This window comes from Clostridium sp. AF19-22AC (assembly GCF_003479085.1).
GTDB lineage: Bacteria > Bacillota > Clostridia > Lachnospirales > Lachnospiraceae > Faecalicatena_A > Faecalicatena_A orotica.
Genome location: NZ_QUGN01000006.1, coordinates 71908 through 98566 on the forward strand (window position 1 = coordinate 71908; position 26659 = coordinate 98566).

Consider the following 26659-nt stretch of genomic DNA (forward strand, 5'->3'; position numbering starts at 1 on the left):
AATGGAAAAACGAGAAATTAAGAACAGGTTAAAAGCATTCCGAAAGAGAGGTGTGAGTAATGGAACAGAAATCTAACGCTTATCTGGAAACGGAAAAAATCGGAGTGTTAATGAGGAAATATGCGGTCCCTTGCGTGATCTCTCTCTTAGTAGCCGCCTTATACAACATTGTGGATCAAATCTTTATTGCTAATGCGGATTATCTTGGATCATACGGCAATGCGGCCAATACTGTTGTTTTCCCGCTGACTGTTGTTGCGCTGGCAGTTTCGGTTATGATCGGTGACGGGTGCTGTGCATTTGTAAGTATCAGTCTCGGTGCAGGCAGAAAAGACAATGCACATCGGAGTATCGGCAATGCAGTGCTGCTTTGTATAATCAGCAGTATGATACTGGCTGCCGTTTACTTTATTTTTCAGGACCAGATACTCATTCTATTTGGCGGACAGGTAAATGCGGAGACCTTTGCCTATTCGAAAGAATATTTTACCTATATTACGATCGGCGTGCCGTTCTACATGTTCGGGCAGGCATTGAATCCGGTTATCCGGTCCGACGGAAGCCCGAAGTTTGCCATGTTATCTACTCTGGCCGGGGCGGCAGTGAATATGATACTGGATCCTGTTTTCATCTTCGGATTTAAGTGGGGGATGATGGGGGCCGCGGCCGCTACCGTGGCGGGACAGGTACTGACAGCTGTTCTGGCAGTCTGGTATCTCTGCCACATGAAGGCTGTTAAGCTGGGCAGGGACAGCTTTAAAATCAGGGGGAGCCTGTTGAAACGGTTCCTGCCTCTGGGAGTCTGCAGTTTTTTATCACAGATTTCGCTCGTGCTTTGTATGGCCGCAGTACAGAATATGATTCTTAAGTACGGTGCCGGAGATGAGATATTCGGCCAGACGCAGTATGCACAGATTCCGATGGCTGTAGTAGGGATTGTCATGAAATTCTTCCAGATTGTTATTTCTGTATCTGTCGGCATGGCGGCAGGCTGTATCCCGGTTGTCGGATATAATGTGGGGGCGGGCCGCAGGGACCGGGCGGGAAATATCCTGACTTACCTGCTGGCTGCCGAAGCCGCAGTGGGGGCTATTGCCTTGCTGATTGTGGAAACATTTCCGCGCCAGCTGATTGCTGTTTTTGGCGCGGCAAATGAGAGTGTTTATTATACGGATTTTGCAGTGAAGAGTTTCCGGATATATCTCTGTATGATCGTATTTGCATGTGTGAATAAAGCAACTTTTATTTACCTTCAGTCACTGGGGAAGGCAATGCTTTCTACTATACTGTCCATGATAAGGGAGGTTATCTTTGGCATCGGTTTTGCGCTTATCCTGCCGGCTTTCTTTGGCCTGGACGGGGTATTGTATTCCATGCCGGTTTCGGATATCCTGACATTTTTAATATCTGCGGTGGTAATAAGGAACACCTACAAGGCGCTGGCGCCTGAAAACGAAGCGGTTATAGGGACGGGAAACGAAGTTATAAAAAGTCAGGTATAAAACGTTGACATTTAGAAATTCTCATGTTAAAATGTTAGATGTCAAACAGTTGAATGTATGACAGTTCGACTTCAAACTAACAGAGGGATGGAAATGAAAGAAAAAAAGTATATGGGAAGAGAGCTCCGGGTGCTGGATAATCTGATCAAGCGTTTTATTGATAATCAGATGAACAAGGTAAAGATTAACCGCATTACAGGCTCAAATGGATGGATTATCGGATATCTCAGGGATCATGAAGGAGAACCGGTATACCAGAAGGATCTGGAGTGTGAGTTCAATATAACGAGGTCTACTGCATCGAAGGTAGTAAATCTGATGGTTGAAAAGGGCCTGATCACACGTGAAAGCGTGCCGGGGGATGCAAGACTGAAGAGACTGCTCCTGACACCAAAGGCGATTGCACTTGGCGAAGAGATGGAACGGAACCGTGATCTTGTGGAGGCCCGGATCGTCAAAGGATTCTCCGATGAAGAACTGGAACAGTTTTATTCCTATATTGATAGAATTATAAAGAATGTAAGCGAAGGATGAGCCGGCAGATGCCGGCTTCCTTTTTCCTGAAGAAGTTTGATGTCGTACAATATAGATAAGGAGGTTGTGAAATGATTAAAACATTGGCAAAAAGTATCAGAGAATATAAAAAAGATTCCATTCTGACTCCCATACTGGTATCACTGGAAGTAGTAATGGAAGTAATCATTCCGCTGCTGATGGCGAACCTGATTGATTATGGTATCGATGAAGGTAATATGGGGTATATATGGAAAATGGGGATTACCCTTCTAATAGCAGCGTTTCTCTCCCTGTTTTTCGGAGCAGCGGCAGGAAAGACCGCGGCATATGCGTCTGCGGGGCTCGCAAAGAACCTGCGGAAGGATATGTACTATAATGTACAGAATTTCTCTTTTTCGAACATCGACAAGTTTTCTACGTCAAGTCTCGTTACCAGACTCACAACGGATGTTACAAATGTACAGAATGCATACCAGATGATGATACGTATGGCTATGAGGGCGCCGGTTATGCTGATATTCTCATTGGTCTGTGCCTTCCGCGTCAGCGCGAAGCTGTCTATGGTGTTTCTCATCTGTGTGCCGGTTCTTGGAATCGGCCTGTATGTGATCATGACAAGGGTACACCCGATTTTTAGGAGGGTGTTTAAGACCTATGATAAATTAAACAATGTCGTACAGGAAAATGTACGCGGGATCCGCGTCGTAAAATCATTTGTCAGGGAGGATTACGAGGATCAGAAGTTCGGGAATATTTCCGAGATGATCTACAAAGATTTTTCAAAGGCGGAGAAGACGATCGCATTTAACATGCCTCTCATGCAGTTCTGTATGTATGCCTGTATGCTTGTGTTTTCGTGGTTCGGGGCAAGGGCTATCATTGCAAGCGGCGGAAACCCGGCAGTTGGTCTGAGTACGGGCGGTCTTATGAGTCTGATCACGTATGCGATGCAGGTACTAATGGCCCTGATGATGCTGTCCATGGTATTCGTTATGATTACGATGTCAAAGGCATCTGTAGAGCGTATCTATGAAATTCTGACTGAGGAAAGCAGCCTGAAAAACGGGGAAAACCCGGTCATGGATGTGAGGGATGGTTCCATTGAGTTTGAAAATGTTTCGTTCAGCTATTCCAATAAGGCACATAAAAAATGTCTCGATAATATCAATCTGAGCATCCACTCCGGTGAGACAATCGGTATTATCGGGGGAACGGGTACGTCAAAATCGAGTCTGGTGCAGCTGATCCCAAGACTCTATGATGTTACCGAAGGCTCCCTGAAGGTGGGCGGTGTGGATGTCCGCGATTATGATATCGAAGCGCTCCGTAATCAGGTTGCTATGGTGCTTCAGAAGAACGAACTGTTCTCCGGAACGATCAAGGAGAATCTGCGCTGGGGAAATGAGCACGCATCGGACGAAGAACTGATCCATGCCTGCCAGCTGGCCCAGGCGGATGATTTTGTACGCCGGTTCCCGAATGGGTATGATACTTATATTGAGCAGGGTGGTTCCAATGTATCGGGCGGACAGAAGCAGCGCCTCTGTATCGCCCGTGCACTCCTGAAAAAACCGAAGATACTGATACTCGACGATTCTACGAGTGCAGTGGACACGAAGACGGATGCAATGATCAGAAGGGCATTCCGTGAGGAGATTCCGGATACAACCAAGATTATTATTGCACAGAGGATTTCCTCCGTGGAAGATGCGGACCAGATCATCGTCCTGGATGATGGAAAGATCGATGGTCTGGGAACGCATGAAGAACTGTTGAATAGCAATGCAATTTATAAAGAAGTTTTTGAATCCCAGCAGAAGGGAGGAAATGAAGATGAATGAGAAAAAGAAAGTTCAGAAACTGGATATGAGTACATTGAAGCGTATTCTGGATTATCTGAAGGAGTATAAGGGACGTTTTCTTTTCGTACTGATCTGTATTCTGGTAAGTGCGGGGGCAAGTGTCATGGCGTCCTTATTTTTACAGGTATTGATTGACGATTACATCACTCCGCTGCTTGTACAGGCGGTGCCGGATTTCAGCGGGTTGTTCAGGGCGATTATCCTGCTTGCCGGAGTCTACCTGATCGGGGTTCTTGCAACGCTGTTCTATAACCGAATCATGGCGGTTATTTCACAGGGGACTCTGAAGAAGATCAGGGATGAGATGTTTTCGCATATGCAGACTCTGCCAGTCAAATATTTTGATACACATTCCCACGGGGATATTATGAGTCACTATACGAATGACACAGACACACTTCGGCAGATGATCTCCCAGAGCGTTCCGCAGCTGTTTTCTTCAATCGTTACTATTGTGGCAGTATTCTTTGCCATGCTGTCCATTAGTGTCTGGCTGACCCTGTTCGTGCTCGTATTCATCGTGCTGATCCTGCAGGTTGTGAAAAAAGTAGCCGGCAACAGCGGAAAGTATTTTGTCAGGCAGCAGGCATCGATTGGTGATGTGAATGGTTATATAGAAGAAATGATTAACGGGCAGAAAGTGGTAAAAGTATTCTGTCATGAGGAAAAGGCAAAGGAAATATTCGATAAGAAGAATGAAAAGCTTTTTGGAGAGGCTGCACAGGCAAACACCTATGCAAACGTGCTGATGCCGATTATGAATAACTTTGGCTATGTCCTGTATGTGCTCGTTGCGATTGCGGGCGGTGCAATGGGGATCAGCGGAGTTACCAATATAAGCCTGACAGGGGTGGACGTGATCTCCCTCGGTATGATTGCATCCTTCCTGCAGTTATCAAGGAGCTTTATCCAGCCGCTCGGGCAGGTCTCCCAGCAGCTGAGTGCGATCATCATGGCTCTGGCAGGTGCGAAGCGTATCTTTGAACTGATTGATGAGGAGAGTGAAGTTGACGATGGTTATGTGACGCTTGTCAATGCCAGATATGTCGACGGGGAGCTTACAGAGACGCCAGAGCGTACCGGGCTGTGGGCATGGAAACACCCGCATGAGGATGGTACCCTGACTTATACGGAGTTAACGGGTGAAGTGCGCATGTTTGATGTAGATTTCGGCTATAATGAAGATAAAGTCGTGCTCCATAACATCACACTTTATGCCGAGCCGGGCCAGAAGGTGGCCTTCGTAGGGGCAACTGGGGCCGGTAAGACAACAATTACGAATCTGATCAACCGGTTCTACGATATCGCTGATGGAAAGATCCGGTACGACGGTATTAATATCAATAAGATAAAGAAGCCGGATCTGCGCCGGTCTCTTGGAATCGTACTCCAGGATGTCAACCTGTTTACGGGCACAGTCATGGAAAACCTGCGTTACGGGAAACTGGACGCCACGGATGAGGAATGTATCGCAGCGGCGAAACGCGCCAACGCGGATGGATTCATCCGGATGCTGCCGGACGGTTATGACACAGTTCTGTCGGGTGACGGAAGCGGATTGTCACAGGGGCAGCGCCAGTTGATTTCGATTGCCAGGGCTGCAGTTGCCGATCCGCCGGTTATGATACTGGACGAGGCGACGTCTTCGATTGACACAAGAACTGAGGCGATCGTGCAGCGGGGTATGGATGCCCTGATGAAGGGAAGAACGGTATTTGTAATTGCACACAGGCTTTCTACCGTACAGAATTCTGATGTGATCATGGTTCTGGAACAGGGCGAGATCATAGAGCGTGGAAGCCATGAGGAATTGATTGCGAAACACGGGAAATACTATCAGCTCTACACAGGGGCTTTTGAACTGTCTTAGATAAGGAGTATGAATATCTGGTTTGAAGAGGAAACGGAAGTGTTTTTTGAATACTTCCGTTTCCTCTTTTTTATTCTTTGAAATGTAAAAAAATGGTAAGAAAAAATATAAAAAAGGTATTGACCCTTAAGTCAACTTGAGGTGTAAAGTGAGTTCAAACAAAAGAGAGAGGAGCAATGTGAATGAAAAAGAGTGGTATTTTAAACGGAGAACTAGAGGGGGCATTGACAGACCTGCGGCATGGGGACGGGCTGGTAATCTGCGATCAGGGATTTCCGATCCCGAAGGGATGCCGCACAATCGATATCTCACTTGTGTCAGGGATTCCTACGTGGAAACAGGTTCTGACGGCCGTTCTGCATGAAATGCGGTTTTGTGGATACTATATCGTAGACTTCATGGGAGAAGCCAACCCAGAGTATTACGATTTAGTAAAGAAATCCTTTGTAAAATACGAAGTACAGAAAGAAATAACGATGGAAGAATTCATTGAAAAGACGAAGGAGGCAAAACTGGTTATCAGGACAGGAGAACCTCTTCCTGCATCGAATATTTATCTGGAGTCGTGTTCTGGTGATCCGTGGAGTGTGGAAGAGTATGAGGTGATGATACCAGATTAAAGGAATTTGTTGTATCAGACTCTGAAGATGAGGAGTTGGGAATATGAAAAGAAGTATGAGAGCCGGCAAAATACAGCAGACAGCGTTTTTGATTGCGGCCGCCAATATTTTCACAGGATTTGCAACACCCCTGACAAATAACTATACCACATACAGTTGGACAGATCTAAACGGGCTGAGTCCGGAGCTGTATGCATCCTGCACATCTGTTATGGGGATTCTGATGACGGCACTGGCGTGTATAAGCGGTATATTAGTTACGAAAACAAGGTCCAGATGGGGACAGACAAGGCCGTGGCTGATCATCCTGCCCCCGGTATGTATGGCGGGGGGCATCCTGACGTTTACTGGATGGGGAAGTTCTGCGGCAGAAAAGGCAGCGATTTTATGTGTGGCATATATTCTGGCATACGGAACCAATGACCTGATTACGGCTGCGAGGACTACTCTTTATGGGCTGATGGCAGGCGACCACTATGAAGCGAGGACCATATATGTATCTTATCACTGGCTTGGATCGAACGTGGGTATGCTGATCGCAGGGGGCGTGACACTGACTCTTGTAAACTTGTTTGGAAAAAACAGCCAGCACAGGGGATTTATTATCACCGAAATCATCATGACAGTCTTAGTACTTCTGGGATATGGCATGCTTGTGGTCATGGGGAAGAAGAGTGACCCGTCCAATATAGCGGATGTCAGGAAAAAGAAGAAAGAAACTGTCAGTATTAAGGAAATGCTGAAGGGAATCGTTACAAACCGCTGCATTATGAGCTGCATTTTCAGTGATGTGTTCCGTTTCACCGGATACTATGCGATGATCGGCATTACGGTATATCAGTGCACGTATGTATTCGACAATATGAATGCAATGACGCTGGTGCTGACAATTTCAGGTTTCAGTTGTGTATTAGGAAATTACTGTGCACCTTATATCGTGGAAAAAGTGGGAGGAAGAAAGAAGAACATGCAGATTTTCGGCGGACTGATCTCCATATCCAGTCTGATGATCGGAATCTTTGGAAAGTCTCAGGTGGGATTTATCGTCTGTCTTTCTGCCGCTTTTTTCTTTATGAGCTTTATTGATTCTGTAGATTATGCAATGTATCTGGATGCAGGAGAGTATCATATGTACCGGACCGGTACGGATATAAGGGCATTTTTTGTATCCATGTACGGACTTGCGGTTAAAATTTCGAGTGCCCTGTCTGCAATCGTGATTGGATTGATGTTAAAGGGAATCTCTTATCATGCGGGAATTGTGCTGGATGCGGTGGGGAAAACAAGGCTGAGCTGGTATACGGCCCTTACTATGGCGGTCGGATACGGCATGCCGGTTTTGATAATGAAGCTGCACCCGATTTCTGACAAGGAAATGGCCGAAGCGGCCAGGGCGAATGTAAAAAATGAGGAGGATTGAAATGAATAACCAAAAAACAAAAGTAATGAAGACCAGTATTATGATCGCATTAGCAAATATACTTATTGGTTTTGCACTTCCAATTACGGACAGTTATTTTGCATACAGTTGGACTGATTTAAATGGACTTAGCACAGGTTCCTATTCTGCATGCATGTCTGTGATTGGGATAGCTCTGACAGTGGTTTCCTGTATCAGTGGTGTCATTGTGAATAAGACGAGAAGCCGCTGGGGACAGAACCGTCCCTGGATCATCATCCTGCCGCCGCTGTGCATGGTTGGCTGCATACTGGCATTTTCCGGTCTGGGAGGCAGTAAAGCAGGCAGGACGGCTGTGCTCTGCATGGCTTACATATTAGCATACGGAACAACGGATTTAATTACATGTGCACGTACTGCACTTTACGGGCAGATGGCAGGGGCGGATTCAGATGCACGCAGCATGTACATTTCCTATCACTGGGTTGGGACTAATATTGGCCTTCTTGTCGCAGGCGGAATCGCGTTAACACTTGTACAGGTCTTTGGAAAAGGAAACCAGCAGCGGGGATTTATGCTGGCCGAGCTTCTTCTGGCAGTACTTGTCGTGGCCGGATATTTATGGCTGGCATGGATGGGGCGCAAAGCCGATCCGGCAAATCATAAAGCAGCACATAATGATGCGCTGGAGTTGCGGCGTGCAAATATCGGGGACATGGTAAAAGGGGTGCTTACAAACAGATGTGCAGTCGTCTGCGTCCTTTCAGATATCATTCGTTTCAGCGGATTCTTTGCAATGAGTACGATGCAGGTCTATGTTTGTAAATATGTATTAGGCAATATCAATGTGATGAGCCTTGCCGTTACGATTTCTGGGTTTAGTGCAATTCTGGGAAACCTGCTGGCTCCAAAAGTTATTGAAAAGCTTGGCGGGAGAAAGAAAAACTGCATGGTATTCGGAATCCTTACAGGGGCATCCAGCCTGCTGATTGGCGTCTTCGGGAGAAGTACCGCGGGATTTCTGATCTGCCTGTCACTGGCATTCTTCTTTATGAGCTTTATCGACTCCGTAGACTATGCGATGTATATTGATGCAGGAGAATATTATTTACATAAAACAGGCAAGGACACAAGGGCATTTGTGGTGTCCATGTACGGGCTGACTGTAAAGGTTGCGGTATCAGCAGCGGCAATTGTGCTAGGGGCTGCTCTGGGAGCGATTAATTATACGGAGGGCATGACGCTGACAGCAGGTAAAAGTTCTCTGCTGATCTGGATCTGTGCATGCACAATGGGAATTGGTTACTGTCTTCCATCCGTGCTTTTGAAATTCGTACACCCCGTTTCTGACCGGGAAATGTCGGAAATTATTAAAGAAAATGCGGCTGCTGTTGAGGCAGAGGGCGTTTAAAGATAAAAAGCAAAGGAGATAACAGATATGTTAGTAACATTAAAAGAGATTTTAAGTGAATCCGTAACGGGAAAATATGCAGTCGGTGCATTTGATACCATGAATCCGGTATTTACAGAAGGGATTCTCGCGGCTGCGGAAACGAAAAACGTACCCGTTATTATTATGGTTTGTGATTATTCCTTCACGATGCCAAATGCGGAAAACTTCATGCGTGATACGATAGAAAAATGCAGAAGTGCAAAAGTGCCGGTATGCGTACATTTAGACCACGGCCCGTCTATAGAGGCTGTCATGCAGGCAATTCATTATGGCTGTACGTCCGTTATGATTGACGGCTCATCCCTTCCGTTTCAGGAGAATATAAAGCTGACGAAAAAGGTTGTGGAGCTTGCCCACATGTGCGGTGTTTCTGTAGAAGCCGAAATCGGGCATGTGGCCGGTCATGAGGCGGAAGTACTGGGGGACCATGAGGCAGACGAGACAGCCTACACGAGACTTGAGGATGCTGCAACTTTCTATGAGGCTACCGGGGTAGACGCTCTGGCGGTTGCAATCGGCACAGTACATGGCATTTATAAAGGAGAGCCAAAACTGAATTATGAAAGACTGAAAAAATTAAGGGAAGCCCTGCCATGCCCGCTTGTAATGCATGGTGGAAGCGGTCTTTCACCGGAGCACTTTAAAAAGGCGATCGAATGTGGAATCAACAAGGTCAATTTCTATACCGGCATGGCAGTGGCGGCAGCGGATGTGTGCAGGAATTACCTGATGGAAAATGAACGTGCGGATATGACGGATGTTCTTGAGATGGCGGAGGAATCCATCACCGGTACGGTAGAGAAACATCTGGATATTTTCGGAACAAAAGAATTGGTGATAAGGAGATAAAACAATGGCAAAAGTAGCAGGTTTGAATGGATATTTTGATATAAGTGTTTATGATTACCCAGTGCCGAAACCGATGGACGACAGCGTCCTGATTAAGGTAGAGGCCGCGGCAATCTGCGGCAGTGAGCACGGGCTTGTGGAATGGAAGGGAGAACATGCACCGGGGGTTATGGGACATGAGTTCTGCGGCCATATTGTGAAAATGGGGAAAAATGCAGGTAAATCGCTGCATGTGTTCGGGGGAGAATTAAATGTGGGCGACCGGATTGTAGTATACCCTCATGTTACATGCGGACACTGTGGTGGATGTTTGAAATTTGGAGACGGGGTATGCGGCGCATGCGAGGATGAATTCTTTTACGGCGGCGGTTGGGATGACAGGGAAGTACCCGGTACATTAAGCGAGGAGTGTGCAAAATGGCCTCATTTCAAAGGAGGATTCGGAGAATACGTGCATGTGATGGGCAATACATACTGTTGGAAAGTACCTGATGATATGCCGTCTGAAATAGCTGTACTGCTCGATCCGTGTGCTGTTGCAATGCGTGCGGTTGAAGAGGCGATGACAACAATGGGTGCTCTGGACGAAGGATACAGTACTTCGGCCACGGCATTAATCGTAGGCGCGGGCCCGATCGGTATTATGGCGGCCATGATTTTGAAGCATATGGGTGTTGAAAAGGTGATAATTACAGATTTTCTGGATAAGAAACTAGAAATGGCAGCAGAAATTTCCAGAGCAGATCTCCTCCTGAATGTCAGCAGTATGACGGTGGAAGAACGGATTCAGAAAATCAGTGAAATCACGGGCGGAGGGGCGGATATTGTAATCAACTCAGCAAATCACCCGGCATCCTGCATTGAAGCACTGCAGATGGTGCGGTTTCTGGGGCATTATATAGAAATTGGAAATGCTAATTCCTGGGCGAACCCGGACTTTTCGATTTCTATCAATCCGGCAGCCGTTATCTTTGAGAAAAACGCCCATGTTACATCTGTCTGCGCGAATTCCCCCGGCACATTTGACAGAGCATTCCGTCTGTTGAAAAAGCACAAGGAACTTCCATTTCATAAACTGGTTACACACAAGTTCAGCACATTGGAAGAACTGCTCCCGACCATTCGGAAAATGAAAGACCCAGATTACCTGAAGGGGGTATGGATACCGGAAGAACAGGAGGAGAACGATGAAAAAGATTGTCATAATTAATGATGTAAATACCAGGGGGAACGACAGCATCGAAAGATTTCAGAAACTGGGGGAGGAATTCGGATATACAGTAGAGACTGTGGACGATCTCTGCTCAGACAGCATGGAGGAATTCGCCGAATGGTTTCTGAAAATGGAGAAGGAAGGGCCGGATGCGGTGCCGTTCAATGAAGCTCTGGCAAAGGCGGTGGAGGATGCAGAAATCGTTGTAACTGCCATGAGTGCGCTGCCTTCTAAAGCAATTGACCATGCGGCGGATTTGAAGGCTGCATGTATTATGAGGAGCGGGGTTGAGAATATAAATCTGGAGAATGCATCAAAACACGGCATAAAAGTGATTAATGCCCCGGGACGGCTGGCGGTGCCTGTATCAGAATTTACAGTCGGCCTTATGATTGCAGAGATGAAAAATATCGCACGGTCACATATGCGTATCATGAATCATGATTTTTCAGACGATGAATTCTGTAATACAGATTATACAGTGAATCTCAAGGGGAAAAATGTCGGTATCGTAGGATGTGGGGCAGTGGGAAGAAGAGTAGCTAATATTATGAAAGCATTTGAGGCAAATGTCCTGGTCTATGACCCGTTCTGTGACAAGGAGGCACTGGAAAAGGAAGGCTTCCATGTTATGGAACTGAATGAGCTTTGCAGGGAGTCCGACGTGATCTCTGTTCATTTCCGCCTGACACCGGACACGAAAGGAATGATTGGCAGAGAGCAGTTTGCGCTGATGAAGCCAACCTGTGTGCTGATTAATACGGCCCGGGCGGGACTCGTCGACGAGAACGCGATGATGGATGCACTTACAAACCACAAGATCGGGGGAGCAGGGCTGGATGTATTCCATCAGGAGCCGCTGCCTGATGACCATCCATTTTATACGATGGACAATGTAACTTTGACAGGGCACCTAGCCGGATGGAGTTCGAATGCCTTTGAAATGACGGTAGACATTATGATTCATGCGCTGCGGCATTACTTAGAGACAGGGGAATGGATCAACGTAGTGAATAAAGAGGTTTTATAATATGGAGCGGCTGATTCTGGTAGTAGACTTTGGGACTTCGAATGTTCATGTTAATATGGTGAATTGTGAGAACGGGGAAATCCTGTTCTCCGTATCAGAAAAATACAACATGATATGCCCGCAAAGTGGATATGTGGAGCTTGATCCCGATGAGATGTGGGAAAAATCGCAGACAGGAGTGGAAAAAATTATCGCAGACATGTATCTGTCAGGGAAAGCATATAGGATTGAGGCTCTGTCATTCTCTTTCTTCGGAGATAATATCATTCCGGCAGATGAGAAAGGAAATGCGCTTTATCATCTCATACAATGTTTCGATGTACGGGGAAAATCACAGGCAGAGCAGCTGAATCTTGCTGTAGGGGAAGAAAAATTAATTCAGGTGACAGGAGATGTCTGTGAATCGACGAGCTGTAGCTCTAAGATACGTTATATATTAGAAGAAATGCCTGATGTGGGAAGGCATGCTGTAAGATTTTACAATATTCAGCAGTTTATCCTGCACAGGCTGGGGCTTCCTCCAGTTAATGACCTGACTATGGCCTGTACAAAACGGATGGTGGATCTGGAACATGGAGAGTGGTATGAGCCTCTTCTGAAAGAGGTGGGGATTACGAAACACCAGCTTGGAAGAATCGTGAATTCGCAGGATGTTATCGGAAAAGTGGATTCCTATGGAAGGGTAAAGTTTCCGGAACCTGTTTCTGTAATTCCGGGCGCCCACGACTGTGACTGTGGATGGCTCGGTGTTGGTGTAACGGATGAAAAGCAGGATGTCATCGGGAATATCACGGGTACTTTTGAACACTTTGGCTTTCTGGCAAGCGGTTACCGGAATGTTTATGCCAGCCACCCCCAATGGGGACTCTATTCTTACAGGGGGCCTCTGAAAGATACGAGTGTAATGCTGACCGCTTTCGATACGTCCGGGGCTTTAGTGGAATGGTTTATGAGAGAAATCTACCGGGATACATCTCAGGCGGCCTATGCTAGGCTGTGGGAACAGGCGGAATTTACAGGTAAAAATATGGTGCGCATACGTCCTGATTTCGGTGCGAATGCCGGGTGTATAGAAGGTTTGAATCTGGGAGCCTCTTTAACCGACATTTTTGCAGGGATTATGGAGGCACTGACGTTTGAATCCAGAAGGCTGCTTGAAATATGCGGAAAGGCAAAGAAAGGCAGAACCGGACGGGTAAGAATCGGAGGCGGGGGTGCAAAATCAGCTGACTGGGTGCAGCTGCGGGCAAACATTACCGGAAAAACATACGAATGCATGGAGGAAAATGAAGTCTCCTCTATAGGGGCTGCGATTCTGGCTGCAGCGGCAGTGGGGATTTATCCTGATGTTAATAGTGCAGCAGAGCATATGGTACAGATCAGAAAGGTATACCATCCTGATAGTAAGGTTTACAATCTGTATCAGGAGAGGTATCAAGAATTTATAGGAACATACAGACAGCCACACAACACAGAGTGCGGCAAATAAAAACGCAGGAGGCAGAGAAATGAGATATAAAAAATTAGAAAGAGCCGGGGTGAAGATTTCCTCGCTTGCCGCAGGAAGCTGGGCGATCGGGGGCGAAGGCTGGGGTGATGTGAATACAGAGGATTCCATTGCGGCAATTCACAGAATGTTTGATTTGGGAGTTAATGTAATTGATACTGCACCTGCTTATGGCTCAGGTCATTCAGAGGAGATTGTTGGTCAGGCGCTGAAAGGATACCGGGACCAGGTGTATGTTTCTACAAAGTTTGGCCTGGATCCGAAGTTTGACTGGGCGGAGAACGGCAAATATGATTTCGTGATGCAGGAGTGTGAAAACTCACTGAGACGTCTAAATATTGATTATATCGACTTTTACTTTATGCACTGGCCGGATCCGAAAACTCCGGTTTCAGAAACGATGAGGGCGCTGGAGGTTTTGAAACAGCAGGGGAAAATCCGTTATGCCGGTGTCTCTAATTTCACGAAAGAGCAGATTATGGAGGCAGAGAAGTATGGAAAAATAGATGTCATACAGCCGCCATATTCTATGGTAAACAGAAGTGCGGAAGAACTGATGAAATGGGCAAAGAATCAGGGGATGGATGCATTTACCTATGGTTCACTCGGTGCAGGCATCCTGACCGGAGCAATCCGCACACTCCCGGAATTTGATGAAAATGATTATAGAAAAGAATTTTATGATTTTTATAGTGAGCCAAAGTTTTCAAAGGTAATGGAGCTCCTTAAGACACTGGATGCCATCGCGTTGGAACATGGGGGGACACCGGCCCAGGCGGCGGTGAACTGGAGCACGCAGAAGGCTTATGTCGGCACGGCTCTGTGCGGGGTACGCAAGCCTCTGGAAGCCGAAGAGAATTGCGCGGCATTTGACTGGCAACTGACAGAGGGGGAAATGCAGAAAATCGATGATGAGCTTCTGCGTCTGGAAATTTGATATAACAGGCCGGGGTGCAGACACCCCGGCCTGACATATTATTTTGTTTCATATCAGGAAACCTATTTCAGCGGAATACAGAGCTGGATAATTGGTTTGTTGACCGGATCATCAGAATAGTCTGCAACCATGAACCATACATAACAGTAATCCTCGGGAGTCCGTACAATCTCGTCGCAGTAGGTCAGCATACGATGAATATTATCGATGACATCTTCCTCGCTCATTGGTGCGATATAGTGTACCGTATCAGCCGCCGGGATGGTTTCAATACTGGTGACAGAAGCATTCGGATGCTGGCTGGGAAGGCGGAACATGAGTGTACCGTCGAGTTTGATTTCCTCCTCGGCCAGAGATACCTGATATCCGGTATCGGAGGCAAACCACTGCACGGACCCCATCGTTTCGCTGAGTTCTTTCATATAGAAATAGAACTCTGTATCGTCATCATTCCTGAAAAAATTCTCTTGAAAATAATCTGTTCTTACAATCTTAAAGGGCGGCTTTGGAGAGTAGAGAATCTGTCCGATTTTCAGCTCACGCGACAGCAGCGGGTAACTAAGAGCAAGGCTTTCATACTCATTTTTCATCTGTGTTAATAAGTCAATCTGACGGCACAGCTCTTCTACTTTTTCGTTGGCAAATTCAGCCATATGGTCAAAAAATCCGTATTTATCATTTAAAATCTGCACCATCTGCTGCAGGGACATTCCATGCCGCTGAAATGTTTTAATTGTTGCAACGCGGTCCAACTGAGAAGAATCGTAAATGCGGTAGCTATTATCTTTTCCCCGGGAATAGGGTTTCAAAAGACCGATTTCATCATAATAACGCAGTTTAGAGATGGACACATGCGCGAGTTTTGCAAATTCCCCTATCTTATAATAAGTCAAGTTGTTATCCTGATTGTTACCGGTATGATTGATTGAATCCATAAGCACCTCCTCATAATTTATAATATCTATATTATAACTGGTAAAACTTGATTTGTATATTGTAGTATTTGATGTTAAAATGGTAAAGAAACAGGCGGAATGATAGGAGAATTTATGGCAATTAATAATACTACCAGAATGATTTTAAAGGCACTTTCTTTTGACGGGATCGAGGTCGAGGCGTCAAGGCATCTGGCGGATCTGAAACGGCTGGACCCTATGAAGATTTTTTATAAGACGATTGATTATAAGATATATAACGGTGAGCATGAGGTGCCGACGAGGATTTTTTTCCCGAATGAGAAGGCATTTCATAATATGGGGCCGAACCAGCACAGGGTCATGCTCTTTATACATGGGGGCGGATGGGTGACCGAGAGCGTGGATAATTACGAGCGGATCTGTGCCCGCATGGCAAATGCAACGGAGCATGTGGTCGTAGCCGTGGATTACAGGCTGGCACCGGAGAACAAGTTCCCGGACGGTCTGGAAGACTGTTATGCAGTAGCGAAGGCTATTTTCAGGAACCGTTTTATTCTGAATGTGGAACCGGATGATATTACCCTGATTGGAGACAGTGCAGGAGGGAACCTTGTGGCGGCACTGTCGCTTATGGCAAGGGATAAAGGAGAATTCCTTCCGAAGAGGCAGATTCTGATTTACCCGGCGGTCAGCAATGATTACTCTGAGGATTCTCCTTTCGAATCTGTGCGGGAAAATGGAACAGATTATCTTCTGACGGCGGGAAAGATGAGAGACTACCTTAATCTCTATGCAAGGAGTGAGGAAGATAAACAGAATCCGTATTTTGCACCGATTCTGGCCAAAGATCTTTCGAATCAGCCGGATACATTGATTCTGACTGCAGAATATGACCCACTTCGGGATGAAGGAGAGGCATACGGGGAACGCTTGAAAGAAGCGGGTAACCGGGTGGAGATCTGCAGGATTCAAGATGCCCTGCACGGTTATTTTGCATTGGGAATTAAGAACTTTTATGTGCAGGAGAGTTTTGACCATATTAATGAATTCCTGAAAAATGAGTTTGTCCGGGAGGTGTAAGGTGTGCAGCAGACTAGAGCGTATTGGAGAAAACTGGATAATGCGGCGAAATTATTTTCGGCGACCAGCAACAAGAAGGACACCAGAGTGTTCCGCTTCTATTGCGTTTTAAAAGAGGAAGTAGACCAGGAGAGACTGCAGGAAGCACTGGACAAGACCCTTGTGACTTATCCTGTATTTTTGTCGGTCATGCGCAAGGGGCTGTTCTGGCATTATCTAGAGAAGAGCGGGCTTAGGCCGGTTGTGCGTGAGGAATACAGGGAGCCGTGCAGTAATCTTTATGTCCGGGATAAGAAGGACTTGCTGTTTGAGGTGACCTATTATGGAAGGCGGATTAATTTCGAGGTGTTCCACGCCCTGACAGACGGGACGGGGGCGACGGAATTTCTGCGTGAACTTGTGAAGAATTACCTGTATCTTACGCACCGGGGAGACGGCCTTGCAGACCAGCCCCTTCTGGACGGAGATGTGACGATACAGGATCAGGAGAATGACAGTTTTTCAAAGTATTATTCGGAAGTTAAGAAGAAAAAGGAGAAGAAGCCAAGGGCCTACCAGCTGAAGAAGCCGCGCAAGGAGACTGGCAGGCTTCAGGTAAATGAATCGGTTCTCTCGGTGAAAGCTGTACTTGCACGTTCCAGGGAGCTGGGGGTGTCGATGACGGTCTTCCTGACAACGGTCTTTTTGATGGCGATTCACAAGGAGATGACGAAGCAGCAGGAGAAGCATCCGGTCGTACTGATGGTGCCTGTGAATCTGAGGAAGTTCTTCGCGTCTGATTCTATGCTGAATTTCTTCAACTGGATTGAGCCGGGATATCATTTCGGAGAAGGCGGCGGCAGTTTTGAAGAAGTACTGCAGCACGTGAAGGAATATTTTGAGAAAGAACTGACAACGGAGCGTGTGGCAAAGCATATGAACGAATTGATTACGCTGGAGATGCACCCGATTCTCCGTCTTGCACCACTGGAATTGAAAAATCTCGGAATCCGGGCAGGGGCAAGGCTTGCCGAACGTGATGTAACTGCCATATTTTCGAATATGAGTGCCGTGAAAATGCCAAAGGATTACGAAGCTTACATTGAGAGGTTCGGCGTCTATACGAGTACGCCGAAGATTGAACTGTGTATGTGTTCGTTTGGAGATAAGCTTTCCTTAGGTTTTACATCCAGATTCGACACCTTGAATATCCAGCGGAATTTTTACCGTATTCTGAAGGAGCAGGGGATTGTGGCAGAGAAGGTTGAACCGGAATTTCCGGAGCCGGATGTGCCGAGTGAACTTGAGATGAAAGTATTCCGTTTCTTTTCATTCTTCTGCCTGGTGGCTGCGGTTGTGTTTGTGGCACTGGACTTTAATTACCATCCATCGGTGCGCTGGACCCTGTTTACGGCGGCGGGAATCGGAAGTATGTGGCTGGCTCTCGCGATCGGGTTTGTTAAGCGGTATAACCTTATGAAGAATGCTATGTGGCAATTGATTATTGTGACGGTGGGCTGTATCTTATGGGATGCCTTTACCGGCTGGCACGGGTGGTCGGTGGATTTTGTCCTTCCGATCGTGTGCATGGTCATCCTGTTTTCTATGTTTATTATTACAAAGGTGCAGAAAAACACGGCCCGTGAGTATATGATCTATTTTGTTATGGCGGGCGGCTACGGGGTGATTCTCCCCCTGATCCTGCTACTGACAAATGTGGTGAAGTTTAAGATTATATGTACAATCTGTGTCGGGGTATGTTTTCTGTTCCTTGCGGCTCTGGTGATTTTTAAGGGAAAAGAATTCAGGGAAGAGATGCATAAGAAGTTTCATGTGTGATGTGCCGGAAGGCAGTCATAAAAGCATAAGGAGCGGGCTTTAAAGGGCGGTTGGGACCAGATCGCCGGAAGGGGACTGCGTCTTATGCTTTTTTGACGGAAATATGCGGTTTTGGGACTTTGATTTTGGATTGTATTACTTGCGCTGTTTGTGGTATTATAAATCTATATATACAAATGTGTTATAGAAATGAGGAAGGACAAGACAATATGAAATTATTGATTCGAAACGGACACGTTTTAGATCCATTTACAGGGCTGGATGGCATCAGTGATGTGCTAGTGGAAGACAGCAGGATCGTGAAGGTTGCTGAAGATATTCAGGAGACGGCAGACCAGACGATCGATGCATCCGGCTCTTATGTTATGCCCGGATTTATTGACCTGCATGTGCATTTACGAGACCCGGGCCTGACACATAAAGAGACACTGGAAACAGGCGGCAGGGCCGCGGCGCGCGGCGGGGTTACAACCATGTGCGCGATGCCGAATACGAAGCCCGTCACTGATACGAAAGAGATGGTAGCTCACCTGCACAGAAGGGCGGCAGAAGAATCTCCTGTTCATGTGATACAGCTTGGGGCTGTCACGAAAGGGGAGATGGGGGAAGAACTTTCCGATATTAAGGGAATGGCGGAAGCCGGATGCCATGCCATCAGTGAGGATGGGAAGTCCGTCATGGACGCCTCCCTATATAGAAAGGCCATGAGAATAGCGAAGGAGAGCGGAATCTCCGTATTCGCCCACTGCGAGGATATTAATATGGTAGAAGGCGGCGTCATGAACGCCGGGGCAAAGGCAGAAGAACTGGGCGTGAAGGGTATCAGCAACGCGGTTGAGGATGTCATCGTTGCAAGAGACATCCTGCTGGCAAAAGAGACAGGCGTCCGCCTGCACCTGTGCCACTGCTCCACGGCAGACAGCGTGAAGATGATAGCCGCAGCAAAGAAAGAAGGACTTCCCGTAACCGGAGAAGTCTGCCCGCATCATTTCATCTTATCCACGGATGATATAAAGGAGAACAATGGCCAGTATAAGATGAATCCGCCGCTCCGTTCACCGGAAGATGTGGAAGCATTGCGGGAAGGCTTAAAGAACGGTATCATGGATGTGATCTCCACAGACCATGCGCCGCATGCGGAGGAAGAAAAGAACCTCCCGATGGAAAAAGCATTTTTTGGAATCGTCGGGCTTGAGACAAGCGCATGCCTGACATACACCGAACTGGTAGAAAAGGGAGTACTCACACCGATGCAGATGGCAGAGAAGATGAGCTACAATCCCGCGCAGATACTCGGACTTCAGGACAAGGGGTCAATATCCGTAGGAAAGACGGCCGATATCGTAGTCTTCGATCCGGCCGCAGAATACAGAATCGATAAGAATACGTTCCTGTCAAAAGGAAAGAACACACCGTTTGACGGATATCCGGTAAAGGGAGAAGTACTGTACACCATCGTAGATGGAGCAATTGTATATGCAAAATAAAAAATGGAATGCAAAGGGGTCTGACCCTTTTGCGGTCCGTTTACAGAACATTCAGATAATTTAGGAGGATTTTTCATGATTAACAAGCTGGTTGAGAAGATTAAGAAGACGGGTGCCCCGATTGTGGTTGGTTTGGATCCTATGCTTTCGTATATTCCGGAGCATGTGCAGAAGAAGGCGTTTGTTGAATACGGGGAGACGTTGGAAGGGGCTGCGGAGGCGATCTGGCAGTTTAATAAGGAGATTGTGGACAAGACGTATGACCTGATTCCTGCTGTGAAACCACAGATTGCGATGTATGAGCAGTTTGGTGTGCCGGGGATCATGGCTTTTAAGAAGACGGTTGATTATTGTAAGGAAAAGGACCTTGTGGTTATCGGTGATATTAAGAGGGGCGATATCGGCTCGACTTCAGCAGCTTATGCGGTTGGCCACCTCGGAAGGGTAAAAGTGGGAAGTAAGGAATATGTCCCGTTTGATGAAGACTTTGCAACGGTGAACCCTTATCTGGGGTCAGACGGGCTGAATCCGTTTATTGATGTGTGCAAGTCTGAGAAGAAAGGGCTGTTTATCCTTGTGAAGACATCCAATCCTTCCAGTGGAGAGTTTCAGGACCAGTTAATCGACGGCAGGCCGCTCTATGAGCTGGTCGGCGAGAAGGTGGCAGAGTGGGGCGAGCAGTGCATGGGAGACGAGTACAGCTATATCGGTGCTGTTGTCGGCGCAACTTACCCGGAGATGGGGAAAGTACTCCGCAGGGTGATGCCGAAGTCTTATATTCTGGTGCCGGGTTATGGCGCTCAGGGAGGACAGGGCAAGGACCTTGTTCATTTCTTCAATGAGGATGGACTCGGGGCAATTGTTAATTCTTCCAGAGGTATCATTGCAGCCTATAAGCAGGAAGCCTATGCGAAGTTTGGACCGGCGAATTTCGGGGATGCATCCAGAGCTGCCGTAGAAGCGATGGTATCTGATATCAGCCAGGCACTGGCGGGAAGATAAAGACAGGTAAAAGGAGAATAACAATGTCTAATAAACGTAAAGAATCTGCCATGATCGTTTCTCAGGAATACATCGGGGCAGACATCTACAGTATGTGGATTCAGACAGAAGAGATTGCGTCTCTGGCAGTGCCGGGACAGTTCATCTCTATGTATACAAAAGACGGGAGTAAGCTGCTCCCACGTCCGATCAGCCTCTGTGAGATCGACAGGGACAGAAAGCTGATCCGCGTCGTATACCGGGTAACTGGGGAAGGGACGGGAACGGAACAGTTTTCCGAACTGATTAAGGGAGACTGGATTGATATTCTGGGCCCTCTGGGAAATGGTTTCCCTCTGGAAGCGGCGGCAGGGAAAAAGGCAATGCTCATCGGAGGCGGAATCGGAGTGCCGCCGATGCTCGAACTGGCAAAACAGCTGGATACAGAGAAAGTACTTGTTATGGGATACCGTGATGAACAGTTCCTGGCAGATGAGTTTAGTATCTGCGGTAATTTCTACGTTGCTACAGAAGATGGCAGCGCGGGAACGAAAGGAAATGTTATGGATGCGATTGCTGCAAATGATCTGTCAGCGGATATTATTTATGCCTGTGGACCGGCTCCCATGCTTCGGGCAATCAAGCAGTATGCCGGAGAAAAAAACATTGTATGCTATATATCTGTGGAGGAACGGATGGCCTGCGGGATCGGTGTCTGTCTGGCCTGTGTGTGCAAGTCTAAAGAGATTGACAGCCACAGCCATGTCCATAATAAGCGCGTCTGCAAAGACGGCCCGGTATTCTTGTCAACGGAGGTGGAAATCTAATGAATACAACAGTGAATCTTGCCGGTGTTGAGTTAAAAAATCCGGTTATGACAGCCTCAGGGACATTCGGTTCCGGGGAAGAATACAGTGAATTCGTAGATTTGAACCGTCTTGGTGCAGTCGTGACAAAGGGCGTGGCGAATGTACCGTGGCCCGGGAACCCGACGCCGAGGATCGCGGAGACTTACGGCGGCATGATGAATGCAATCGGCCTGCAGAACCCGGGAATCGATGTATTCTGTGAGAGGGACATCCCTTTCCTGAAAAAGTTTGATACGAAGATCATCGTTAACGTCTGCGGAAAGTCCACAGAAGAATATTGCGAAGTCGTCGAGCGTCTGGCAGATGAACCCGTGGATATGCTGGAGATCAATATTTCCTGTCCTAACGTAAAGGAAGGCGGGATCGCATTCGGCCAGAATCCGAAAGCAGTGGAAGACATTACACGAGAAGTGAAAAAGTACGCGAAGCAGCCGGTCATTATGAAGCTGAGCCCGAATGTGACCGACATTACCGAGACTGCCAAAGCGGCCGAGGCCGGCGGGGCGGATGTGCTTTCCCTGATCAACACACTGACAGGGATGAAGATAGACATTCACAGACAAACCTTTGCAATCGCCAATAAGACTGGTGGATTGTCAGGCCCGGCAGTAAAACCTGTTGCCGTAAGAATGGTATATCAGGTGGCAAATGCCGTGAAGGTTCCGATCATCGGTATGGGCGGAATTTCCACATATGAGGATGCGGTGGAATTCATCCTTGCCGGTGCCAGCGCGGTTTCGGTCGGTACGGCAAACTTCTTCAATCCGGCGGCAACAATGGAAATCATAGAAGGCATTGAAAAGTACATGGAACGATATCATTTTGAAAACATACAGGATATGACAGGGATTGTAAAATAAAAGTTATATATTAGAAGGAGAACCATCATGGAACAGTATAAACAGGAATTTATTGAATTTATGATTGACTGTGAAGTCTTAAAATTTGGAGATTTTGTGACAAAGAGCGGAAGAAAAACCCCGTTTTTTGTAAACACAGGTTTTTACCGTACAGGGGCACAGTTACGCAGGCTGGGTGAGTACTATGCAAAGGCAATCAACGAGAAGTTTGGATTTGATTTCGACGTATTGTTCGGACCTGCATACAAGGGAATCCCACTGACCGTTGCAGCTACAATTGCAATCAGCGAAATTTATGGCAAAGATATTAAATACTGCTCTAACAGAAAAGAAGTCAAAGACCACGGCGATAAGGGAATCCTTCTGGGAAGCCCGATTCAGGATGGAGATAAGGTCGTAATTATCGAGGATGTTACAACTGCCGGGACATCCATTCAGGAGACGCTTCCGATCATTCAGGCACAGGGAAATGTATCCCCGATCGGACTGGTCGTATCTGTGGACAGGATGGAACGCGGGCAGGGGGACAAGAGCGCCCTGGCCGAAATTCAGGAGAAGTACGGACTTGAGACTACCGCGATCGTAACAATGGCGGAAGTGGTTGAACATCTGTACAACAGGCCGTACAAAGGCAAGGTGATTATCGATGATGCATTAAAGGCAGCGATCGATGCATATTATGAGGAATACGGCGTAAAATAGTGTAACTTCGGGACAGACAGCATAAATATTAGGAGGTAATCAAGATGGAAAAGGCTTATAAGACAATGTCAACTGCAGGAGCAGGGAGCATTGTACTGGGAATTATTATGATTGTGACAGGCGTTACGGCAGGCATCATTACGATTATCAATGGGGCACGTCTGCTGAAGAACAAGAATGAAATTACATTCTAAGTTCAGAATGTATCGTGAATAAGGTTACTGTCCACATTTTTCAGTCGTGCACAGTATAAAGGGGTAGAAATTTGAGCCAGAAACAAGTTAAGAAGCTTCGTACAATGGGGAAGGTGATGTTTGTACTTTACATTTTCTTCCTCCTGTACTTTCTGATTTTTTCAGACTGGTACGGCCGTACCGGTGTCTATGTGGAATACCGGTATAATTTGATACTTTTTAAAGAGATAAAGCGATTCATTGAATACCGGGAAGAACTGGGAGCCTTCGCGGTATTCACTAATTTATTCGGGAATATACTGATATTTGTGCCATACGGATTTTTCATCTCAATGGCCAGCAGAGCCAGAGGTTTTTTCATGACACTATTTTACAGCTTCGGTCTAAGCCTTTGTGTGGAGATTTTCCAGCTGATCACAAAAGTAGGCAGTTTTGATGTGGATGATATCCTGCTGAATACAATCGGAGGCTTGCTGGGGTATATTTTTTTCATAATTTGCAATATGATAAGGAGACGGCATAATGGGCGCAGGAAAAAAAGACGCTAGGGACAGGCAGAAGGAACAGGAGAAAGGGCGTAAAAAAAGAGGATCGAGGAAATACGGACAGGCGAAAATGAAACATTCCCGTATGGGAATCTATTCCTGTGTGTATGCAGGCGCATCCTTTGCACTGATTCTGAGCTGTATCCTCGTTGCGTTCATCATGCGTGGAAAGACATGGGCATTTCTGGGAGGGTTCGGCCTTCTGTCGGCCGTGCTGGCAGTTCTGGGAATACGGGCATCCATTAAGGGGATGCGTGAAAGAGAAAAAAATTATATTACCTGTAAGGCGGGACTGGCGGGGAATATCGTCATCCTGCTGGGGCTGTTAACGATATTTATAGGAGGGCTAAAGTAAATGGTGTGGAAGGAATGGCAGGCAGAGAGAAATTTACAGTGTCAGGAGAGGCATGAGCTTTCGATAGAAAGGATGAAGCAGATTGCGGCGGAGGAGACTGCCGGGGTACAGTTCCGCCCGTATTTTCAGGCTGTGAGTGCATTTTTGCTGGAACTGGAAGCTGTGCGCAGGAAGATTGAGAGCGGGCAGTGGGAGGAAGCCAGTATTGAAACGATGCAGAACTTTAACCAGGCGCTCTATGCGGATATTCTGGAGGGGCGGTATGAAACAAGTTATGCAGACCCGGCATATGCGGTGCGCCTGCTTGGCGAAGAGTATGGACAGCTTCTGAGTATGCTGTATACAGAAATGCGCGGGGGAATTCCATATGTCTTTGAGAACCGGATGGATTACCTGACGATTTTGAACGAGCTATTTATCGAAGTATACAACTGCTTCGAAACAGAAGAACTTCCGGAATATAAGACATTGAAGGAGATTATTTACTGGTATGCCAGTGATTACTGCGATGTATTTCTGGCGGACCGTATTGAAGAGCAGATCTGGCCGGATTATTCCTTTGCGGCAGACATTATCATGAATGCGGATCTGGATGATGAAAGATACCTGTACCGCTTCGGTGAATATATTACAGAAAATGAGCTGGGAACGGCCAGACATCTGCAAAGCCTCAGCGGGGATACACTTCAGAAGATGGCAGATGTCTACACGGAAGGCTATCGGGTTGGTTTTATCAATACCGGAAAAGACCTGTCAAAAAAGTCCGTTGTTAATATCCGCTACAGCCTTGGCTTTGAAAAAGTAGTCAGACTGGCCATCCGCAATTTTGAAAAAATGGGATTGAAACCGGTGATTTACCGCGCTTCTTCCAGTGTGATTACGAAAAAAGAACAATTTAAGGTTGGCTACTACGGTGCAATCGCAAATAAACAATACGAATATGACCATCGCTCGGATCAGGCACTGTTTATGGATAAACGGTATATTGAGCGAAAGCTGGATGTCATCCGGAATGTTTATGAGAAAAACAAAGAGCAGGCAGCGCAGTTTGCGGGCCCTGCCGTAATGGAGATATTCGGGGAGAAGCCGTTTTCACCGGAAGCGAAACCGGAGGCCGTTGGTTACAGCGAGTCACAGCGTTCACTGTCGCTTCTCTATGACAGCAAGTCAGGGCAGCTGACGAACCAGTATATCAAGGGCGAAGAACGCAGTTTCACAATCATCGCTTATCCGGTCCCGGAGATCGGGGACGAATATGCAGCCATCTTCGATGAGGTGATCCGCATCAACACTCTGGACGCCTCACTTTATGAGAGAGTTCAGCAGACATTGATTGATGCGCTGGATCAGGGAGAATACGTCCATGTTCTCGGGAAAGGCAGAAACGAGACGGATCTGAAAGTCAGGCTGTTCCATCTGAATGACCGTGAAAAAGAGACGATATTCGAGAACTGCGTAGCGGATGTCAATATACCGGTAGGGGAAGTATTCACCTCGCCCGTTCTGGAAGGAACGGAAGGAACACTGCATGTAAGCCGCGTGTACCTCAATGAACTGCAGTACCGGAACCTGAAAATCGTCTTCAAAGACGGGATGATTGAAGATTATACATGCACGAATTTCGAGAAGGAAGAAGATAACAAAAAGTATATTTATGAAAATGTACTGCATAACCATAAGACACTCCCGCTTGGTGAGTTTGCAGTCGGAACAAATACGACTGCCTATGTGGCGGCTAAAAAGTTTGGTATAGAAGATAAGATGCCGATCCTGATCGCTGAGAAGATGGGACCACATTTTGCGGTGGGGGATACATGCTACAGCTGGAGCGAGGACGTGAAAGTCTATAATCCCAATGGAAAAGAAATTGTGGCAAAAGATAATTCAGTGTCCGTTCTGCGCAGGGAAGACCCGGCAAAAGCATACTTCCAGTGCCATACAGATATAACCATACCTTATGAAGAGTTAGAAGAAATAAGTGTAGTGACAAAAGAAGGAAAAAATATTATACTATTGAAAGACGGAAGGTTTGTACTGGAAGGAACAGAGGACCTGAATAAGCCTTTTAATGTATAAAAGAAATACCAAATGAG

At 46.8% G+C, this 26659-nt stretch carries 24 protein-coding genes; 23 read left to right on the forward strand and 1 reads right to left on the reverse strand.

From position 1 onward, the window contains the following. The first annotated feature begins 59 nt into the window (after positions 1-59). From DWX43_RS08825 to DWX43_RS08880, 12 genes are all read left to right on the forward strand, one after another. Positions 60-1502 carry an MATE family efflux transporter gene (locus DWX43_RS08825; RefSeq protein WP_118620048.1) on the forward strand — a complete coding sequence of 481 codons (1443 nt, stop codon included), beginning with the start codon at positions 60-62 and terminating at the stop codon, positions 1500-1502. Between the two features lie 93 nt (positions 1503-1595). Beyond that, positions 1596-2036 (forward strand): MarR family transcriptional regulator, encoded by a 441-nt coding sequence (locus DWX43_RS08830; protein ID WP_181368648.1) that lies wholly within the window; start codon positions 1596-1598, stop codon positions 2034-2036. 71 nt (positions 2037-2107) lie between these two features. Next, positions 2108-3859: an ABC transporter ATP-binding protein gene (locus tag DWX43_RS08835; RefSeq protein WP_118620049.1), complete on the forward strand. Its 1752-nt coding sequence runs from the start codon at positions 2108-2110 to the stop codon at positions 3857-3859. Beyond that, the gene (locus DWX43_RS08840; protein ID WP_242996027.1) at positions 3852-5750 is read left to right on the forward strand and encodes an ABC transporter ATP-binding protein; all 1899 of its coding nucleotides are present in this window, start codon (positions 3852-3854) and stop codon (positions 5748-5750) included. The genes DWX43_RS08835 and DWX43_RS08840 overlap by 8 nt, the downstream gene beginning before the upstream one ends. Before the next feature lie 182 nt (positions 5751-5932). Next, positions 5933-6370 (forward strand): D-ribose pyranase, encoded by a 438-nt coding sequence (rbsD, locus tag DWX43_RS08845; RefSeq protein WP_118620050.1) that lies wholly within the window; start codon positions 5933-5935, stop codon positions 6368-6370. Positions 6371-6413: 43 nt separating this feature from the next. Further along, positions 6414-7790 (forward strand): MFS transporter, encoded by a 1377-nt coding sequence (locus tag DWX43_RS08850; protein WP_118620051.1) that lies wholly within the window; start codon positions 6414-6416, stop codon positions 7788-7790. 1 nt (position 7791) lies between these two features. Continuing rightward, the gene (locus DWX43_RS08855) at positions 7792-9180 is read left to right on the forward strand and encodes an MFS transporter (protein WP_182440658.1); all 1389 of its coding nucleotides are present in this window, start codon (positions 7792-7794) and stop codon (positions 9178-9180) included. A 27-nt stretch (positions 9181-9207) separates the two neighbouring features. Then, positions 9208-10071 (forward strand): class II fructose-bisphosphate aldolase, encoded by an 864-nt coding sequence (locus DWX43_RS08860; protein WP_118620053.1) that lies wholly within the window; start codon positions 9208-9210, stop codon positions 10069-10071. 4 nt (positions 10072-10075) lie between these two features. Next, a complete protein-coding gene (locus DWX43_RS08865; RefSeq protein WP_118620054.1) occupies positions 10076-11281 on the forward strand; it encodes a zinc-binding dehydrogenase in 1206 nt (401 codons plus the stop codon). Further along, a complete protein-coding gene (locus DWX43_RS08870; protein ID WP_118620055.1) occupies positions 11259-12314 on the forward strand; it encodes a 2-hydroxyacid dehydrogenase in 1056 nt (351 codons plus the stop codon). Before DWX43_RS08865 ends, DWX43_RS08870 begins: the two co-directional genes overlap by 23 nt. Position 12315: 1 nt before the next feature. Then, complete coding sequence (locus tag DWX43_RS08875; protein WP_118620056.1) at positions 12316-13803, forward strand: FGGY family carbohydrate kinase; 1488 nt, start codon at positions 12316-12318, stop codon at positions 13801-13803. Between the two features lie 19 nt (positions 13804-13822). After that, the gene (locus tag DWX43_RS08880; protein WP_118620057.1) at positions 13823-14758 is read left to right on the forward strand and encodes an aldo/keto reductase; all 936 of its coding nucleotides are present in this window, start codon (positions 13823-13825) and stop codon (positions 14756-14758) included. A 62-nt stretch (positions 14759-14820) separates the two neighbouring features. Here DWX43_RS08880 and DWX43_RS08885 read toward each other — a convergent pair whose 3' ends face one another. Beyond that, positions 14821-15693, reverse strand: a complete 873-nt coding sequence (locus tag DWX43_RS08885) for a MerR family transcriptional regulator (RefSeq protein ID WP_118620058.1) — start codon at positions 15691-15693, stop codon at positions 14821-14823. A gap of 114 nt (positions 15694-15807) precedes the next feature. Between DWX43_RS08885 and DWX43_RS08890 the strand changes: the two genes are divergently transcribed. From DWX43_RS08890 to DWX43_RS08935, 11 genes are all read left to right on the forward strand, one after another. After that, a complete protein-coding gene (locus DWX43_RS08890; protein ID WP_109730962.1) occupies positions 15808-16755 on the forward strand; it encodes an alpha/beta hydrolase in 948 nt (315 codons plus the stop codon). Between the two features lie 3 nt (positions 16756-16758). Further along, positions 16759-18573 (forward strand): DUF6320 domain-containing protein, encoded by a 1815-nt coding sequence (locus DWX43_RS08895; protein ID WP_118620059.1) that lies wholly within the window; start codon positions 16759-16761, stop codon positions 18571-18573. Positions 18574-18782: 209 nt separating this feature from the next. After that, on the forward strand, positions 18783-20060 hold the full coding sequence (locus tag DWX43_RS08900; protein WP_118620060.1) for a dihydroorotase: 1278 nt from the start codon (positions 18783-18785) through the stop codon (positions 20058-20060). Between the two features lie 75 nt (positions 20061-20135). Next, positions 20136-21062 (forward strand): orotidine-5'-phosphate decarboxylase, encoded by a 927-nt coding sequence (gene pyrF, locus DWX43_RS08905; RefSeq protein ID WP_118620061.1) that lies wholly within the window; start codon positions 20136-20138, stop codon positions 21060-21062. A 23-nt stretch (positions 21063-21085) separates the two neighbouring features. Continuing rightward, a complete protein-coding gene (locus DWX43_RS08910) occupies positions 21086-21868 on the forward strand; it encodes a dihydroorotate dehydrogenase electron transfer subunit (RefSeq protein WP_118620062.1) in 783 nt (260 codons plus the stop codon). Continuing rightward, a complete protein-coding gene (locus tag DWX43_RS08915) occupies positions 21868-22770 on the forward strand; it encodes a dihydroorotate dehydrogenase (protein WP_118620063.1) in 903 nt (300 codons plus the stop codon). Before DWX43_RS08910 ends, DWX43_RS08915 begins: the two co-directional genes overlap by 1 nt. Before the next feature lie 27 nt (positions 22771-22797). Next, positions 22798-23472 (forward strand): orotate phosphoribosyltransferase, encoded by a 675-nt coding sequence (gene pyrE / locus DWX43_RS08920; RefSeq protein ID WP_109730968.1) that lies wholly within the window; start codon positions 22798-22800, stop codon positions 23470-23472. A 44-nt stretch (positions 23473-23516) separates the two neighbouring features. After that, complete coding sequence (locus DWX43_RS26935; protein ID WP_182440659.1) at positions 23517-23666, forward strand: hypothetical protein; 150 nt, start codon at positions 23517-23519, stop codon at positions 23664-23666. A gap of 71 nt (positions 23667-23737) precedes the next feature. Next, positions 23738-24214, forward strand: coding sequence for a VanZ family protein (locus DWX43_RS08925; protein WP_109730969.1), 477 nt, complete (start codon positions 23738-23740; stop codon positions 24212-24214). After that, positions 24189-24566 (forward strand): DUF6142 family protein, encoded by a 378-nt coding sequence (locus DWX43_RS08930; RefSeq protein ID WP_118620064.1) that lies wholly within the window; start codon positions 24189-24191, stop codon positions 24564-24566. The genes DWX43_RS08925 and DWX43_RS08930 overlap by 26 nt, the downstream gene beginning before the upstream one ends. Then, positions 24567-26642 (forward strand): aminopeptidase, encoded by a 2076-nt coding sequence (locus tag DWX43_RS08935; protein ID WP_118620065.1) that lies wholly within the window; start codon positions 24567-24569, stop codon positions 26640-26642. It abuts the gene before it with no gap. Positions 26643-26659 lie beyond the last annotated feature (17 nt).

Coding starts and splice junctions, on each gene's coding strand:
- DWX43_RS08825 (WP_118620048.1), top strand. CDS start 60: ATGGAACAGAAATCTAACGCTTATCTGGAAACGGAAAAAATCGGAGTG.
- DWX43_RS08830 (WP_181368648.1), top strand. CDS start 1,596: ATGAAAGAAAAAAAGTATATGGGAAGAGAGCTCCGGGTGCTGGATAAT.
- DWX43_RS08835 (WP_118620049.1), top strand. CDS start 2,108: ATGATTAAAACATTGGCAAAAAGTATCAGAGAATATAAAAAAGATTCC.
- DWX43_RS08840 (WP_242996027.1), top strand. CDS start 3,852: ATGAATGAGAAAAAGAAAGTTCAGAAACTGGATATGAGTACATTGAAG.
- rbsD (WP_118620050.1), top strand. CDS start 5,933: ATGAAAAAGAGTGGTATTTTAAACGGAGAACTAGAGGGGGCATTGACA.
- DWX43_RS08850 (WP_118620051.1), top strand. CDS start 6,414: ATGAAAAGAAGTATGAGAGCCGGCAAAATACAGCAGACAGCGTTTTTG.
- DWX43_RS08855 (WP_182440658.1), top strand. CDS start 7,792: ATGAATAACCAAAAAACAAAAGTAATGAAGACCAGTATTATGATCGCA.
- DWX43_RS08860 (WP_118620053.1), top strand. CDS start 9,208: ATGTTAGTAACATTAAAAGAGATTTTAAGTGAATCCGTAACGGGAAAA.
- DWX43_RS08865 (WP_118620054.1), top strand. CDS start 10,076: ATGGCAAAAGTAGCAGGTTTGAATGGATATTTTGATATAAGTGTTTAT.
- DWX43_RS08870 (WP_118620055.1), top strand. CDS start 11,259: ATGAAAAAGATTGTCATAATTAATGATGTAAATACCAGGGGGAACGAC.
- DWX43_RS08875 (WP_118620056.1), top strand. CDS start 12,316: ATGGAGCGGCTGATTCTGGTAGTAGACTTTGGGACTTCGAATGTTCAT.
- DWX43_RS08880 (WP_118620057.1), top strand. CDS start 13,823: ATGAGATATAAAAAATTAGAAAGAGCCGGGGTGAAGATTTCCTCGCTT.
- DWX43_RS08885 (WP_118620058.1), bottom strand. CDS start 15,693: ATGGATTCAATCAATCATACCGGTAACAATCAGGATAACAACTTGACT.
- DWX43_RS08890 (WP_109730962.1), top strand. CDS start 15,808: ATGGCAATTAATAATACTACCAGAATGATTTTAAAGGCACTTTCTTTT.
- DWX43_RS08900 (WP_118620060.1), top strand. CDS start 18,783: ATGAAATTATTGATTCGAAACGGACACGTTTTAGATCCATTTACAGGG.
- pyrF (WP_118620061.1), top strand. CDS start 20,136: ATGATTAACAAGCTGGTTGAGAAGATTAAGAAGACGGGTGCCCCGATT.
- DWX43_RS08910 (WP_118620062.1), top strand. CDS start 21,086: ATGTCTAATAAACGTAAAGAATCTGCCATGATCGTTTCTCAGGAATAC.
- DWX43_RS08915 (WP_118620063.1), top strand. CDS start 21,868: ATGAATACAACAGTGAATCTTGCCGGTGTTGAGTTAAAAAATCCGGTT.
- pyrE (WP_109730968.1), top strand. CDS start 22,798: ATGGAACAGTATAAACAGGAATTTATTGAATTTATGATTGACTGTGAA.
- DWX43_RS26935 (WP_182440659.1), top strand. CDS start 23,517: ATGGAAAAGGCTTATAAGACAATGTCAACTGCAGGAGCAGGGAGCATT.
- DWX43_RS08930 (WP_118620064.1), top strand. CDS start 24,189: ATGGGCGCAGGAAAAAAAGACGCTAGGGACAGGCAGAAGGAACAGGAG.
- DWX43_RS08935 (WP_118620065.1), top strand. CDS start 24,567: ATGGTGTGGAAGGAATGGCAGGCAGAGAGAAATTTACAGTGTCAGGAG.